The 15,324-nt window shown below is 61.7% G+C and carries 11 protein-coding genes; 3 read left to right on the top strand and 8 right to left on the bottom strand.

Translation table 11 applies throughout. From position 1 onward, the window contains the following. The first annotated feature begins 109 nt into the window (after positions 1–109). Entirely contained in the window at positions 110–4,732 is a 4,623-nt protein-coding gene (locus tag LCH64_RS05430; RefSeq protein WP_226499680.1) for a deaminase domain-containing protein, read from the top strand. Here LCH64_RS05430 and LCH64_RS05425 read toward each other — a convergent pair whose 3' ends face one another. From LCH64_RS05425 to LCH64_RS05405, 5 genes are all read right to left on the bottom strand, one after another. Then, positions 4,733–6,550 carry an ABC transporter ATP-binding protein gene (locus tag LCH64_RS05425; protein ID WP_003226931.1) on the bottom strand — a complete coding sequence of 606 codons (1,818 nt, stop codon included), beginning with the start codon at positions 6,548–6,550 and terminating at the stop codon, positions 4,733–4,735. It lies immediately after the preceding gene. Next, positions 6,543–7,145 carry a DsbA family protein gene (locus LCH64_RS05420; RefSeq protein WP_171061881.1) on the bottom strand — a complete coding sequence of 201 codons (603 nt, stop codon included), beginning with the start codon at positions 7,143–7,145 and terminating at the stop codon, positions 6,543–6,545. The genes LCH64_RS05425 and LCH64_RS05420 overlap by 8 nt, the downstream gene beginning before the upstream one ends. A 35-nt stretch (positions 7,146–7,180) precedes the next feature. Further along, positions 7,181–8,122 (bottom strand): rhodanese-related sulfurtransferase, encoded by a 942-nt coding sequence (locus tag LCH64_RS05415; RefSeq protein WP_027612407.1) that lies wholly within the window; start codon positions 8,120–8,122, stop codon positions 7,181–7,183. 237 nt (positions 8,123–8,359) lie between these two features. After that, entirely contained in the window at positions 8,360–8,659 is a 300-nt protein-coding gene (locus tag LCH64_RS05410; RefSeq protein ID WP_003226935.1) for a BolA family protein, read from the bottom strand. 12 nt (positions 8,660–8,671) lie between these two features. After that, positions 8,672–9,190 carry a DUF2059 domain-containing protein gene (locus tag LCH64_RS05405; protein WP_003226938.1) on the bottom strand — a complete coding sequence of 173 codons (519 nt, stop codon included), beginning with the start codon at positions 9,188–9,190 and terminating at the stop codon, positions 8,672–8,674. Between the two features lie 193 nt (positions 9,191–9,383). On the opposite strand from LCH64_RS05405, the gene LCH64_RS05400 reads away from it, so the two are divergent. Then, positions 9,384–10,778 carry a class II fumarate hydratase gene (locus tag LCH64_RS05400; protein WP_003226940.1) on the top strand — a complete coding sequence of 465 codons (1,395 nt, stop codon included), beginning with the start codon at positions 9,384–9,386 and terminating at the stop codon, positions 10,776–10,778. A 113-nt stretch (positions 10,779–10,891) separates the two neighbouring features. Here the strand turns inward: LCH64_RS05400 and LCH64_RS05395 are convergent, their stop codons facing one another. Further along, positions 10,892–11,851 carry a DMT family transporter gene (locus LCH64_RS05395; RefSeq protein ID WP_226499679.1) on the bottom strand — a complete coding sequence of 320 codons (960 nt, stop codon included), beginning with the start codon at positions 11,849–11,851 and terminating at the stop codon, positions 10,892–10,894. A gap of 209 nt (positions 11,852–12,060) precedes the next feature. On the opposite strand from LCH64_RS05395, the gene LCH64_RS05390 reads away from it, so the two are divergent. Continuing rightward, positions 12,061–12,255, top strand: a complete 195-nt coding sequence (locus LCH64_RS05390) for a DUF6316 family protein (protein ID WP_226499678.1) — start codon at positions 12,061–12,063, stop codon at positions 12,253–12,255. Positions 12,256–12,374: 119 nt separating this feature from the next. Here the strand turns inward: LCH64_RS05390 and LCH64_RS05385 are convergent, their stop codons facing one another. Then, positions 12,375–13,559: a thiolase family protein gene (locus LCH64_RS05385; RefSeq protein ID WP_226499677.1), complete on the bottom strand. Its 1,185-nt coding sequence runs from the start codon at positions 13,557–13,559 to the stop codon at positions 12,375–12,377. Between the two features lie 102 nt (positions 13,560–13,661). Then, positions 13,662–15,176 carry a polyphosphate:AMP phosphotransferase gene (gene pap / locus LCH64_RS05380; protein WP_003226946.1) on the bottom strand — a complete coding sequence of 505 codons (1,515 nt, stop codon included), beginning with the start codon at positions 15,174–15,176 and terminating at the stop codon, positions 13,662–13,664. Positions 15,177–15,324: the final 148 nt, after the last annotated feature.

Below are 15,324 nucleotides of genomic sequence, written 5' to 3'. Positions count from 1 at the left end.
CCCCTTCCGGCAAGCCGGAACACTTTCAAGCGACGATACATATGTACCGCACCCCGGGTCAGCGATACTTCGACACTGACGGCTTTCAATCATTCAAGAGCCGTTTCCCATGCCGTCACCTGCTTCCGCGCTGCAACGCCATACTGCCCAACAGAGCGAATACCGCGCAATGACCAGCGCCCTGCGCGCCGTGCTCAGCGCTTCGAGTTCACTGGAGACCTATTACCTCGCGCCCCAGACCCATTCACGCCTGGGTACAGCCCATGAGCAGGCGCAAAACCTGCTGCAAGCACTGTTCGCAGACAGCGGCGCACCCGCCTTGACCGCGCATCTGCAAGCGTCCAAAGGCTCACTGCTGCAAGTCAGCGCCGTGGCCGATCAATGCTGCTTTACCTTCACCCGTCGCGATCAAAGCATTGCCAGCCACACCCTCAAGGACATGGCCAAGGCATCGGTGGCGATTCGCCGCTTCCACCAAGCGTTGCTGAGTATAGGCGCACACCTGCGTTCCGACAGGCTGCTGCCGCTGTCGCAGCTGTTGCGCGAGTCCGGGTTCACCTTGCCGGGCACCGTGGATGCCCTGGCGCTGACCAGCCTGATCGACGCCGTCGAAGAACAGCGCGCCAGCCACCGCCTGAATCTGCGCCAGGCCCCGGCGCTCGCAATATTGATGAGTGCGGACGATAAAGCGGCGATCCACGATGTAATCGGCGACTGGCTCAACGGTAAAACCCTGTCAGCCCTCGACTGCCTCGCAAACGCGACAACCCCCTCGCTGACGCGCATGCAGATTGCCAGGCATCCCGCCACTTGCCTGGAACGCCTGCTCGACAGCGCCCAGGCCCGGGATCTGGGCCAGCGCCTGCTGCAAAAACTGCAGTGGTACGGCGCCCGAGCCGATGAACAGACCGTCCCGGACATCGGCGCGCGCCTGCTGCTCGAAGCGCTGTGCCTGTGGTACGAGGTGCCCGAAGAGCGCGGCTCGCCCCAAGTCGCCGGTTTCGCCCCGCAATCTCGCGAGCAATACGGGAAAAGCTACGCAGCCATCCGCCGGGATTTTTTGTTCCATCTCGATACCTCAAAGCGGACTTCGACAGAAACCGAGCAACACCTGTTGGGATGGCTTTGCCTGACGCGGTTTCCGCTGGAGTTTCAGGTGCGCGACATTCCGGACGACTTGCCCTACGCCAGCTCGGCGGTCTGGGTCAATTTCGTGCATGGCGTCCACCTCGCCCATGCCCTTGATCCAGAGCTGCTGCACTTTCTGAACTTTGAACAATTGGTCGGCCTGCCGCTGAAGAAAAGCGAACACGCCAGCAATGACCTGCAAGCCCTGATCGCCGTTTCACGCGTGGCGGCTGCGCAGACCTGGGCACTGGCGACCGGCGCATTGGCACCTTCAGAGCAAGCAACCACCGCGACCCTCGCCCTGCAAGCGCTGGAGGATCACCGCAAGCAGATGAACACGGCGATCCTGCAACTGGATGTCGAACCACCGCAACGCCTGCCCCTGGCGAAACAAATGCTGGAGCGCGCGCTGGCCAACGACCTGTACGAACACAGCAGCATTCAGCTCAAGCGCCACCCTCATCAAGACACCGGGCGCGTGCGCCGCAGCATTATCGACACCCCGGACGTGAAGCAGCCCGTCTGGCCGCTGCTGGAGGTCTATGCCAGCGGCGGGCTCGAACCCGACATGAAGTGGTATGTCAGCGACGACGGCAAGACCGCCCAGGAATGGATCAGTCTGAGCGCCGAACGCACACTCGACAGCGGTTTCGTCGCCAGCAAAGGCCCGGGGCGGCCGCTGTCGCGATTTCCACGCAAGCGCAAATTGCCCGATGTCAAAAAAGCATTCGACGCGCAGTTCGACAAATACCTGAGCGATACCCGAGCCGCTTATGAATACCTGATCAAAAGCCTGCTGGTCACCCTGCCCTCGGCCGACCGACGCGCCCTGGAGCACGGCGAAGTACGGATTCTCAGCCTCAGGAACGAGACCCGGCACCTGCATGCCGACCTCGAAACCGCCGAGATTCACCTGCCGCTGCGCATGCGCATGGGCTTCGTGCTGCAGGCGACTTATCAGACAGTCTCACATTTCTACGAATGCCTGCCTCGCGCCGGCATCATCCGCAAGCGCGGGGACGTGACGACGTGGCATATCGGTGGTCAACGCATACCGCCCCTGCCGCCAAAACGCGGCAGAACCAAAGGCCAGAGCATCACCCGCATTGTCGCACGCACGCTGCCGTTCGATCGCAATGCGCACAAGGACGGCGCGCCCCCCAAAACCGGCGCCAAATGCACGGCGATTCTTGAGCCGCTGGGCGACGCCCTCAAAGCGTCAGCGCTGCCTCCCGTCCATCACGAAAGCCTGCCGAGTCTGACCTTCACCTCGGCCCGGACCGCACAGATCAGCCGTTTCATCGCCACCCGGTTGCTCTACATCGACGAGCAGGCATTGCGCCGCGAAGCATGGGGAGAAACCCGCTTCGAGCGAGAGGACAAAAAGCAACACTGGATCCACGCACTCAAAGCGTTCATTCCGTTCTGGGGCAGCCTCGACGATCTGCAATCGGACAAGCCCGGCACACGCCTGCTGGGGGCCATCGGCTTGCTGCTCGACATCGTTTCGTTCGCGATCCCCCTGGGCAAATTCGTCGCCGGCAGTATTCGCCTGGCGGTCTCGGCCGGCAAACTGGCGATTCGCGCGGCGCTGCCGAGCATGGCGCAACTGAGCAAAACCCTGCTGGTTTCCAGCCTGCGCAACCTCAATCCACTGGACGCCGCCCCCGCCCTGCTCAAGCTCGCGTTGCGCGGTACCCACGGTGCGGTGCGGGCCGTGGCGCATGCCGAACGCCTCGCCGTGTCGCGCCTGAAAAGACTCGCCGGCAGGAGCGGCAGCTATGATCTTTTGCAGGGGTTGCCGCAGACGCTTGAGGCGGGACACTGGAAACCGCTGAGTCAGGCCGACCAACTCGCGGTGGTCAAGGGCATTGATGACGTACCGGTGCGCAATGTGGCGGTCGACGGCACGCGCCATCACGTGCTCGATCCATTCTCTGGCCAGCCCTACGGCCCCCGGCTGACCGTGCAGGACCACGACCTGTCGCTGGGTCGCTCGCATTACAGTGGCACCCGCAAAGGCGATGAGCAGATCGTCATCGAACTCCCGCAAAACAGCCGAATAGAGCACCTGCCTGAGGTCGACGGGCGTACCACGTTGCTGATCGACGACGTGCCCTACCGACTCGACGGCGATGAACTGCGCCGGGTCGATCTGCTCGACGAAAGTGCGCACTGGACCGCACTGCCCTGCCGAATCCGCCGTGCGCCGGGTAGCGGGGGTGATTGCCGCGTCAGTTACATCACCGGCGAGCCGGCACCTGTGCCACCGCTCGGCTTCATCGACAAGGAAAAAGGCTACGCGCCATGGTTCGGCGAGCGAATCTCGGAGCCTGGCGACTTGTCCGGACAACGAGGCACATTCCTCGCGGTCGATGCCAAGCTTTACCAGATCATCGACAACAGACCGAAACTGCTCACTGGCGACCTCAAGCACCTTGGGTTCGGTAGTAGCAGTCTGGTACCGAGGCAGCAGATTCAAGCGACGCAGCAGTTTCGCAAAGGGATTTTTGCCCGGATCAAGACTGGCGGCACGTATGAGGGGATCGATGATTCGCATCAGGTCGGCGCAATCCTGGTGCCGGCCATCGACGACTCGGCCGACTACGTATTCTTCCGGGTCAATCGCATGGAGAACTACCAGGCCACCATCGCCAAAGGCGAAGTACCGCCCAATCGATTGACCTTTAATCGTCTCTCCGAGCAAGAGCTGGCCGAGGGCACATGCGGCTCGGAACTGGTGAGGGCCTACTCCGGCTCGCTGCATGCCAACACCATGGTGCGCCTGCACGGCCTGGAAAAAGTGCAGCGTGCGGTGCGCACCATGGAACGGATCGCGATCCCCATCGGCGGCACGGCCAATCCTCCCGCCAACATGAAATGGCTGAAGCTCGACACCAGCCCGGGCGAGGCGGTGATGTTCGATGAATTGACCCGGATGATCGTTGCCCAGTTGCCTGAAGGGGCCGCGACCTGGTCGCGTAAAAAAGACGCACCGGCAGCCTTTCAACTCAAAACCGCAGAAATTTTCGAAACCCTGTTCTTGTCGTCGACCATTACCGGGATCAAAAAAACAGCGCTGCGCATCGATAACGCCATGCGCGAGCTACAGAAACTGCTGCCTGTGAGTGAAAAAACGTCCAACATGCGCAACATTGCCTACGCCGAAGTCATCACTGCGAGCGGCCAGCGGGAAATCTACGTCAGCGTTTCCGGTGCCCAGGGCACCACCCAGCGCTTGCCGTTGTTTCGGCACCTGGGCCCCGAATCTGTGCGCATTGGCCAAACGACCTACATCAATATCGACTACAACCCGAGCTTTCCGCGAACCTCGCTGGACGTGAACGAACAGGAGCACCTGCTGGCCGTGCCGCTGACGATCAAGGAGTTGGAGGCCTATGAGCAGACAAAAACCTTTCGCCCGACTTCACTGGACAGTGAAAGCAAGCTGATTCGGGTCCTGCGCGAAAAATATCCCGATCCCGCGGAGTACCGCTCCATCGACATCGCGACGACCCTGGAGCCGTGCAGGTCCTGTTCGGTGCTGATGAAACAGTTCGCCCATGACGGCGGGGATGCCGCATTGCAAGTGCTCTGGGCCTGATTACAGGCGCTGCAAGTGGCCGTAAAGCTTGGCGTAGAGACCGCCATCGGCGATCAGTTGCTGGTGGTCGCCATCCTCGGCCACCTGCCCGCCGTCGAACACCAGCACGCGGTCTGCCTGCTTCACCGCTGACAGGCGATGGGCAATGATCAGCGTGGTGCGGCCGCTGAGGAAGCGCGCCATGGCCTGATGCAGGTTGTATTCGGTGGCGGCGTCGAGGGCCGAAGTAGCCTCGTCGAGAATCACCACTTTCGGTTCGGCGAGGATCATCCGCGCAATCGCCAGACGCTGGCGCTGACCACCGGAGAGGCGTACACCGGAACGTCCGACGATGCTGTCCAGACCGTCGGGCAAGGCGCGGATCGTCGCTTCCAGTTGGGCGATTTCCAGCGCCTGCCAGCAGGCTTCGTCGCTGCGATCACGGCCCATGGTCAGGTTGGCGCGCACGCTGTCGTTGAACAGCGCCGGGTGTTGCAGCACCACCGCGACGTTCTCACGAATCAGCTCCAGGCCGATTTCCTGTTGGGTAGAACCACCGAAACGAATGGTCCCGGACAACGGCGTGTACAACCCCAACAACAGTTGCACCAAAGTGCTTTTGCCGCCGCCGCTGGCGCCGACAATCGCGACTTTTTCACCGGGGGCGATGGACAGGTTCATCTGGTCCACCACCAGCTCGTCGCCGTAACCGAAGCTCAACCCCTGCACCTCAATGCCCACGGTTTCCCGGCCCTTGAACGGATCGACACCACCGGGATATTGCGGCTCGTCGGCCCGCGCCAGCAGTTCGTTGATCCGTGCCAACGCCCCGCCAGCCGCGTAGTAGGCGTATTGCAGATTGAGCAGTTGTTCGACCGGACCGATCATGAACCACAGGTAACTGAACACCGCGAGCATCTGCCCGATCGACAGGTCGGAGAACAGCACGGTGAGCATCGCCGCTGCGCGGAAGATGTCGATACCGAACTGGAACAGCAGACCGCTGGCACGGTTCGAAGCGTCGGTTTTCCACTGCGAGTTGACCGCGTAGTTGCGCACTTCCTGCGCGCGCAGACCGAGGCGGCCGAGGAAGAAACCCTGACGGTTGCCGGCGCGCACTTCCTGGATCGCATCGAGGGTTTCGCTCAGGGCCTGAGTGAAACGCGAGGTGCTGTCGTTCTCCAGTTTCTTCAGGTGCTTGACCCGTTTGCCCAGTTGCACCGTGGCGTAAATCACCAACGGGTTGAACAGCAGGATCAGCAGCGCCAGCTTCCAGTGCATCCACATCAGGATGCTCGCGGTGCCGACCAGGGTCAGCATCGCCACCAGAAAACGACTGAGGGTTTCGCCGACAAACTTGTCGAGAGTGTCGAGGTCAGTGACCAGATGCGTGGTCACGGTGCCGCTGCCGAGGCTTTCGTATTCGCCGAGGGAAATCCTTTTCAGGCGCTCGATCAGCCGCACACGAATGCGGTAGACGATGTCCTTGGCCAGCCGCGCAAACAGCCGCGCCTGCAACACGCCAAAGCACAGGGCACTGCAACGCAAGGTCAGAGTGACCACCAGCATCAGGCCGATGTAACCCGCCGCCTGTTGCCACATCGACGGCAACACATGGTTCATGACTTTCAACGCAGCGTCGCCATGGCCGAGCAGGACTTCGTCCACCAGCAATGGCAGCAGCAACGGAATCGGCACGCTGCACAGCGTCGCCAGCACGGCCACGCCGTTGGCGATCCACAGGGATTTTTTGTGATGCAGTGCCAGACGCCGGACTTCTGCCCAGCTCAGCCGGTCGACACGCTTTACGGCTGGCGTGTCATCGGCCAGGTCAGGCACAGGCGGCGCGCTCCAGCCAGCGACCAAGCAGCGGCGAGAGTTCGCTGAGCGGTTGATAGCCGTTGGTCAACAGCGCCAGTTGGCCGTTGCGCTCGGCGAGCAGGGTCGGGAACCCGGCGATGCCCAGATCCTGCACCCAGCTGAAATCAGCCTGAGTCGCTTTGTGCTGATCGGCATGATCGAACAACGCGGCAAATTCGATACGCGGCACGCCGGCCTGCTCCGCCAGCTCGACCAACACGCTGGCCTGGGTGACATCGCGACCTTCAGCGTAAAACGCCTGCTGGATAAGGCCGACCAGTGTCCACGCACAATCCGGCGCCAGACTGCGCGCGGTGACGATCGCCCGGCAGGCTGGCTCGGTGTCGTAGACGAAACCGTCGGGCAACGCGCCGTCGAATTTGAACGGCTGGCCGGTGGCCTCGGTGACCGCTTGCCAGTGCTCGAGGATGTAGCGCCGCGTGGTCGGTTCCAGCGCCGCACCGCTGCCGGTGCGCAGCCCGCCAACCACCAGGTGCAGCTCGACGCCGGCTGCCTGCGCCTGCTCGACCAATGCCTTGGCGACCGGGGCGAACCCCCAGCACCAGGAACACATCGGATCCATCACATAGAGCAGGCGCGCAGACATGATTAAGCCTCGGTGGATGCTTGTTTATAGTTGTAGCCGATCGGGTGCGGCATGTTGCGCGCCTTGGCCAGTTCGATCTGCTTCTGCCGATCGATGGCGCTGCGGCGGGTTTTCTCGCTCAGCTTGTCCCAGCAATGCGGGCAGCTGATGCCGGCCACGTAATGTTCGGAAGCACGATCTTCAACACTGACCGGTGTGCGGCAGGCATGACATTGATCGTAGTCGCCTTCGCTGAGGTCGTGACGCACGGTCACCCGGTTGTCGAACACGAAGCAGTCGCCCTGCCACTTGGTTTCTTCCTGCGGCACTTCTTCGAGGTACTTCAGGATGCCACCCTTGAGGTGGTAAACCTCTTCGAAACCCTCGCCCAGCATGTAGCTGGAGGCTTTCTCGCAGCGAATGCCGCCGGTGCAGAACATCGCGACCTTCTTGTGCACGGCCGGGTCGAAGTGTTCTTTGATGTAATCAGGGAATTCGCGAAAACTGGTGGTTTTCGGATCGATGGCGCCTTCGAAGGTGCCGATCGCCACTTCGTAGTCGTTACGGGTGTCGATCAGCAGCACTTCCGGGTCGCTGATCAGCGCGTTCCAGTCCTGCGGCTCAACGTAGGTGCCGACCTTTTTGTTCGGGTCCACGCCTTCGACGCCGAGGGTGACGATCTCTTTCTTCAGCTTGACCTTGGTGCGGTAGAACGGCTGCTCGTCGCAGTACGACTCTTTGTGATCGATGTCGATCATGCGCGGGTCGTTCTTCAGCCAGGCGAGCAGGCCATCGATGCCTTCGCGGCTGCCGGACACCGTGCCGTTGATGCCTTCTTCGGCGATCAGCAGCGTGCCTTTGATACCGTTGTCGACCATCGCTTGCAGCAGTGGCTCGCGCAGGTCAACGTAATCTTCGAGGGTGACGAACTTATACAGTGCCGCCACGACAATCGGTTGTGTCATGGGTAATTCTCCAGGTGGCTACCCTCGCAAAGGGTGAACCGGATTCAAAAAAAACGCGCCGGCTGAGCGGCGCGTTGCGGATTCTAGCAAAAACACAGCAGTTTTAGGATCTGTCGAAACCCTGTGGCGAGGGAGCTTGCTCCCGCTCGGCTGCGCAGCAGTCGCAAAAATCGGATCTTGGGAGTGCTGCGCACTCCAGCGGGAGCAAGCTCCCTCGCCACAGCAGCCTCGCAATCCTCAGTGTTTGCTACCGCCGGCACAGGTCGGCGACGCCGGGGCGGCGCCGACTTCTGCCCATTCCTGCGGGGTGTAGGTGTGCAGCGCCAACGCATGGAACTCGCCCATCAGCTCGCCGAGCGTGCCGTAGACTTTCTGGTGGCGCTTGACCCGGTTCAGGCCTTCGAACTGCGCGCTGACCACCACTGCCTTGAAGTGCGTCTGTAACCCGCGACTGTGCATGTGGCTTTCGTCCAGCACTTGCAGATGCTCAGGCTGCAGCAGGCCCAGCGTCGATTCGATGCGTTGTTGCATGGTCATCACGAACTCCGCTTACTTCTTCTTGGCCGGGGCTGCGCCTTTCGGTGCCAGCTCGTTGGTCATGTCGTCGAGCAGCTTGTTGACCACCGGCACGGCGCTTTCCAGCTTGGCCTGGGTCATCTGGGCCGATTGCTGGGTCAGCTGCGGCATTTTTTCCAGGACTTTCTTACCCAGTGGCGACTGGTAGAACGCGACCAGATCTTTCAGCTCGGATTCGCTGAAGTTGCTGGTGTAGAGCTTGACCATGTCAGGCTTGAGCTTGTTCCAGCCGATGGCCTGGTCCAGAGCGGCATTGGCCTTGGCCTGGTAGGTTTCCAGTACGGCTTTCTTGGATTCCGGGGCTTTGGTCTGTTCAAAGCGCTGGGCGAACATTTGCTGCACTTGCATGTAAACCGGCGTACCCAGTTTGTCCGCGTGCGCCAGGGTCAGGAAAGCTTCGGCACTGGCGTTGTGGCTGGCGGTATCGGCAAGCACCTGGCCGCTGGCGCAAACCAGTGCAACCGCGGTACAGATGGCACGAAGACGAGTCATCGAGTTTCCTTTTCTAGCAGGCGAGGTAAAACCCCAAGGGCGCCCATTCTGCGCCTGAATAACGCCACGGCTCAACCCCCGAGCCTTGCCGCGCTTGATTGGCCATGCCGCAGCGGTCAACAATCGGCTCGATGGAACCACCTGGCCCCGACCGGGCCTAAACTGCGCAAACAGACCAACAGGAGTGTGCACGATGAGCCGTATCGAAACCGACAGCCTGGGCCAGATCGAAGTCCCGGACGACGCCTACTGGGGTGCTCAGACGCAACGCTCGCTGATCAACTTCGCCATTGGTCAGGAACGCATGCCGCTGCCGGTACTGCACGCCCTGGCCCTGATCAAGAAAGCCGCTGCCCGGGTCAACGACCGCAACGGCGATTTGCCCGCCGACATTGCCCGCCTGATCGAACAAGCCGCCGACGAAGTGCTCGACGGTCAGCATGACGACCAGTTTCCGCTGGTGGTCTGGCAGACCGGCAGCGGCACCCAGAGCAACATGAACGTCAACGAAGTGATCGCCGGTCGTGCCAACGAGCTGGCCGGCAACCCGCGCGGCGGCAAGTCGCCGGTGCACCCGAACGATCACGTCAACCGCTCGCAAAGCTCCAACGACTGCTTCCCCACTGCCATGAGCATCGCCACCGCCAAAGCCGTGCAGGAGCAATTGCTGCCGGCGATCGCCGAGCTGTCCGGCGGTCTGGCCGAACTGGCCGCACGTCATATGAAACTGGTGAAGACCGGCCGCACGCACATGATGGATGCGACGCCGATCACCTTCGGTCAGGAGCTGTCAGGGTTCATCGCGCAGCTGGATTACGCCGAACGGGCGATCCGCGCAGCACTGCCGGCGGTGTGTGAACTGGCGCAGGGCGGCACTGCCGTCGGCACCGGTCTGAATTCGCCGCACGGCTTTGGCGAAGCGATTGCCGCGGAACTCGCCGCGCTGTCCGGGCTGCCGTTCGTCACCGCGCCGAACAAGTTTGCCGCGCTGGCCGGGCATGAGCCGCTCACCAGCCTGTCCGGCGCCCTGAAGACCCTCGCCGTGGCGCTGATGAAAATCGCCAACGACCTGCGTCTGCTCGGCTCCGGTCCTCGCGCAGGTTTGGCCGAAGTGAGGCTGCCGGCCAACGAGCCGGGCAGTTCGATCATGCCCGGCAAGGTCAACCCGACCCAGTGCGAAGCGCTGTCGATGCTGGCCTGTCAGGTGTTGGGCAACGATGTCACCATCGGCATCGCGGCGAGTCAGGGTCACCTGCAACTGAACGTCTACAAACCGGTGATCATCCACAATGTGCTGCAATCGATCCGCCTGCTCGCCGATGGCTGCAGCAACTTCCAGCAGCACTGCATCGCCGGACTTGAACCGGATGCGCAGGTCATGGCCCAGCATCTGGAACGCGGTCTGATGCTGGTGACCGCGCTGAATCCGCACATCGGTTACGACAAGTCGGCGGAAATCGCCAAGAAGGCTTACGGTGAAGGCCTGACCCTGCGCGAGGCGGCGCTGCAGCTGGGGTATCTGACCAGTGAAGAGTTCGATGCCTGGGTGCGGCCGGAGAACATGATCGAGGCTGGCGCCAAGGGCTGAGATTTGTAGCGCCTGAAAGTCCGTCTTCGCGAGCAAGCCCGCTCCCACATTTTGATCGGTGTACGCCGTACCAATGTGGGAGCGAGCCTGCTCGCGAATGGGAGCAGCGCGGTCTAACTGGCTGCAATCCGCATCCGCCGCGCCTTCAACCCGGCAATCAACGACGGCCCCAACGCCACCAGCGCCGACCCCAGCACCACCAGCACCGCCCCGCCATAACCCAGTCCATTGATCTGCTCGGCATGCACATATTCCGGCCACACCCCGGCGGCAATCGCTACCGCGCCAAAGGTCACCAGCGGCGTGATCGCCAGCGTCGCACTGACCCTTGAAGCCTCCCAGTGCGCCAGCGCCTCGGCAAATGCGCCATAGGCAATCAGGGTATTCATGCAGCACGCCAGCAGCAGCCAGCCCTGCACCGGGCTCAGTTCCAGTGCTTCGAGCGGATGCACCCACGGTGTCAGCAACAGCGCGCAGAACAGGTAGATCACCATCATCACCTGCAACGAATTCCACACCGTGAGCAATTGCTTCTGGCCCAGCGCATAGAAGGTCCAGACCGTCGAGGCCAACAGCACCAGCAATACGCCGGCGGTATAGTCCGACAACGAGGTGAGCAATTCGGCCAGCCGTTGGTTGAAGAACAGCACGAAGCCGATCAGCAACACCGCCAGCCCGATGCCCTGACCGATGCTGAAGCGCTCCTTGAATACGAACAGACTGGCAATCAACAACATGATCGGTCCCATCTGCACCACCAGTTGCGCGGTGCCGGGGCTGAGCAGATTGAGGCCCATCAGGTATAGCACGTAGTTGCCCACCAGTCCGAGCACCGCCATCAACACCAGCCAGCCGCCGCGGGGACCGAGCACCTTGCGGCTCGGCAGGCGGCGCGTGGCCGCCAGGTAGATGAACAGGCAGCCGCCGGAGACCAACAGGCGAAACCAGGTCACCGTGATCGGGTCCATCACCAGCAGCACCTGCTTGAGCTTGATCGGCAGGATGCCCCACAAAACCGCCGTCAGCAGTGCCAGGAACAGACCGTAGACCCAGCGACCGGATGAAATGTGCATGCGAACCCCAATGCCTGCTGACGAGAGCGATCATTCTAGGCCCGGCGCCAGATGCAACACAGGGACAGTTCGGGCCAGGCCGCTAATGAAACTGTGCAGGTCGCAGCATTAAATTGACGCTTTGCCGTTGATCGGCTGGTGAGGCGCGCCAAGTGCTTCAGGCATAAGCTTATTGGATCCCTGCAACGGATCACTCAAGGAGCCGGATCATGTACGGAATGCGCGCCCAGGACAGCGCCCCCGCCACACACTTTCGCAGCGAGCGAATGTGTCGGGTCAATGGAGAGCTGTTTTTCTGCACGCGGGAGAACACCCTTGAGGGGCCGTTCGACAGCGCCGAAAAGGCTGAGCAGGAAATTCAGGCGTATATCGCGCGGATGCAGAGTGTGGACTCCAACCGATGAACCGAGTTGAAGCCTTCGCGAGCAAGCCCGCTCCCACATTTTGATCGGTGTACACCGTACCAATGTGGGAGCGGGCTTGCTCGCGAAGGCATCCTGACAGGCAATACAAGTCTGCAGGGTCAGCGCACCGCCTCAAACAACCCCGTCGCCCCCATCCCGCCCCCCACGCACATGGTCACAATGCCGTAACGCAAATCACGCCGCTGCAACTCGCGCACCAGATGCCCGACCTGCCGCGACCCGGTCATGCCGAACGGGTGGCCGATGGAAATCGAGCCGCCATTGACGTTGTACTTGCCGTTATCGATCTCCAGACGATCGCGGGCATACAGGCATTGCGAAGCAAACGCCTCGTTCAGCTCCCACAGATCAATATCCGCCACTTGCAAGCCCTTGGCCTTGAGCAGTTTCGGCACCGAGAACAGCGGGCCGATGCCCATTTCGTCCGGCTCGCAACCGGCCACGGTGAAGCCACGGAAAAACGCCTTCGGTTTCAGTCCCAGTTGCAGGGCTTTTTCCAGGCTCATCACCAGGGTCATCGACGCGCCGTCCGACAGCTGCGACGAGTTGCCGGCCGTTACCGAGCCGTCCTCGGCAAACACCGGTTTCAGCCCGGCGAGGCTTTCATAAGTGGTATCCGGACGGTTGCAGTCGTCGCGATCGACAATGCCGTCGAGGATCTGTACATCGCCACTGTTCTTGTCCTCGACCCGATACTTGACCGCCATCGGCACGATTTCATCATCGAACAGCCCGGCCGCCTGCGCCTGGGCGGTGCGCAACTGACTTTGCAGTGCGTAGCGATCCTGTGCCTCGCGGCTGACGCCATAACGGCGCGCGACCACTTCGGCGGTCTGGCCCATCGTGTAGTAGATGCCCGGCACCTGCTGCTTGAGCAGCGGGTTGATCAGGTGATCGGTGTTGACGCTCTTGAGGGTCAGGCTGATTGACTCGACGCCACCGGCAACAATGATGTCGCTGCAACCGGAAGCGATCTGGTTGGCGGCAATCGCGATCGCCTGCAACCCCGAGGAGCAAAAGCGATTAAGGGTCATGCCGGCAACACCAGTGCCCAGACGCGACAACACTGCGACGTTGCGCCCGATGTTGTAACCCTGCGCACCCTCGTTGGAGCCGGCACCGACGATGCAATCCTCGACGCTGGCCGGATCGACGTCATTGCGCGACAGCAGCGCGTTGACGCAATGGGCCGCCATGTCGTCGGGACGGGTCTGGTTGAACTTGCCGCGAAAGGACTTGGCCAGGCCGGTCCGCACGCTGTCGACGATCACCACTTCACGCATGGCATACCTCAATTGTTGTTGTCGGAGAGAGTCAACCGAGCATAAGTCCACCCTGCCGCCGACCGCGACAATCATTCACCCCGCGTATGCGTGTCCATCGCTTCAGTCCTTGTGTTTTTTCGCGTGCTTGTCGGACTTCGCGAACGCCTCTTCGAGCGCCCGGTTGATCGTACGCAGCACCTTGACCCGGGCCCAGCGCTTGTCATTGGCCTCGACCAGCGTCCACGGCGAGATCTCGGTGCTGGTGCGGTCGACCATGTCGCCCACGGCGGCGCGGTAGGCATCCCACTTTTCGCGATTGCGCCAGTCGTCCTCGGTAATCTTGAAGCGCTTGAACGGGATCTCTTCGCGGGCCTGGAAACGCTCCATCTGCGTGTCCTTGTCGATGGCCAGCCAGAACTTGACCACGATCACCCCGGCGTCGGCGATCTGCTCTTCGAAGTCGTTGATCTCGCTGTAGGCCCGCAGCCAGTCGGCCGGACTGCAAAAGCCCTCGATCCGCTCGACCAGCACCCGGCCATACCAGGAACGGTCGAACACGGTGAATTTGCCCCGTGCCGGCAGGTGTCGCCAGAAGCGCCACAGATACGGTTGCGCGCGCTCCTCTTCGGTCGGCGCAGCAATCGGCACGATGTTGTACTGACGCGGATCGAGCGCCGCCGCCACCCGTCGGATCGCCCCGCCCTTGCCCGCTGCGTCGTTACCTTCGAACACCGCCACCAAAGCGTGCCGGCGCATGCGTTTGTCGCGCATCAGCCCCGACAGCCGCGCCTGCTCAGTGATCAATTGTTCTTCATAGTCTTTCTTTTCCAGCCGCTGGGTCAGGTCAAGACTGTCGAGCAGGTTCAACTGATCGACAGCCGTGCTCAGCGGCGCGGCATTGACCTCATCGGCCTCTACTTGCGGACGCTTGAGGGCGTTCTGCAGACCTTCGAGCAGAATCTTGCCGACCGCGAGGCTGCGGTAATTGGCGTCCATCCCTTCGATGATGTGCCACGGTGCATAGTCGCGACTGGTACGGCGCAACACGCGCTCGCCGTATTTGACGACCTTGTCGTAAGTCTGCGATTGCTGCCAGTCCAGCGGGCTGATGCGCCAACTGTGCAGTGGATCGTCGGCCAGCGCCTTGAGGCGCGCCTTCATCTGTTTCTTCGACAGGTGGAACCAGAACTTGAAGATCAGCGCGCCTTCATCGCAAAGCATTTTTTCCAGACGCTCGGCGGCGTTGATTGCCTGATCCAGACGTGGATCCTTGAACAATCCATGCACACGGCCCTGGAGCATCTGGCTGTACCAGTTGCCGAAGAAAATCCCCATCCGGCCCTTGGCCGGCAGCATCCGCCAGTAACGCCATGCGGGTGGCCGCGCCAGTTCTTCATCGGTCTGCTGGTCGAAGGTGCGCACCTCGATCAGGCGCGGGTCCATCCACTCGTTGAGCAACTTGACGGTCTCGCCCTTGCCGGCGCCCTCGATGCCGTTGATCAAAACGATCACCGGAAAACGTTTCTGCTGCTGCAACTCGAACTGCGCTTCCAGCAGTGCTTCACGCAGCGCAGGCACCGCCGCGTCGTAAGTCTCTTTGTCGATGGCATGGCCGATTTCGGCGGATTCAAACATGGGGACGGCTCCTTCCAGGATTCAGCAAGACTAGCGGATTGGGCATGGGCGCGGCGGAGAAATTCCGCTCACCATGGCAAGTGGGATGAATGAACAAACTGTGGCGAGGGAGCTTGCTCCCGCTCGGCTGCGCAGCAGTCGCAAGACC

It is taken from the genome of Pseudomonas sp. MWU16-30322, from assembly GCF_020515535.1.
Lineage (GTDB): Bacteria > Pseudomonadota > Gammaproteobacteria > Pseudomonadales > Pseudomonadaceae > Aquipseudomonas > Aquipseudomonas fluorescens_H.
This window is presented reverse-complemented; position numbering and strand designations above follow the sequence as displayed.

Coding starts and splice junctions, on each gene's coding strand:
- LCH64_RS05430 (WP_226499680.1), top strand. CDS start 110: ATGCCGTCACCTGCTTCCGCGCTGCAACGCCATACTGCCCAACAGAGC.
- LCH64_RS05420 (WP_171061881.1), bottom strand. CDS start 7,145: ATGTGTTCCTGGTGCTGGGGGTTCGCCCCGGTCGCCAAGGCATTGGTC.
- LCH64_RS05415 (WP_027612407.1), bottom strand. CDS start 8,122: ATGACACAACCGATTGTCGTGGCGGCACTGTATAAGTTCGTCACCCTC.
- LCH64_RS05410 (WP_003226935.1), bottom strand. CDS start 8,659: ATGACCATGCAACAACGCATCGAATCGACGCTGGGCCTGCTGCAGCCT.
- LCH64_RS05405 (WP_003226938.1), bottom strand. CDS start 9,190: ATGACTCGTCTTCGTGCCATCTGTACCGCGGTTGCACTGGTTTGCGCC.
- LCH64_RS05400 (WP_003226940.1), top strand. CDS start 9,384: ATGAGCCGTATCGAAACCGACAGCCTGGGCCAGATCGAAGTCCCGGAC.
- LCH64_RS05395 (WP_226499679.1), bottom strand. CDS start 11,851: ATGCACATTTCATCCGGTCGCTGGGTCTACGGTCTGTTCCTGGCACTG.
- LCH64_RS05390 (WP_226499678.1), top strand. CDS start 12,061: ATGTACGGAATGCGCGCCCAGGACAGCGCCCCCGCCACACACTTTCGC.
- LCH64_RS05385 (WP_226499677.1), bottom strand. CDS start 13,559: ATGCGTGAAGTGGTGATCGTCGACAGCGTGCGGACCGGCCTGGCCAAG.
- pap (WP_003226946.1), bottom strand. CDS start 15,176: ATGTTTGAATCCGCCGAAATCGGCCATGCCATCGACAAAGAGACTTAC.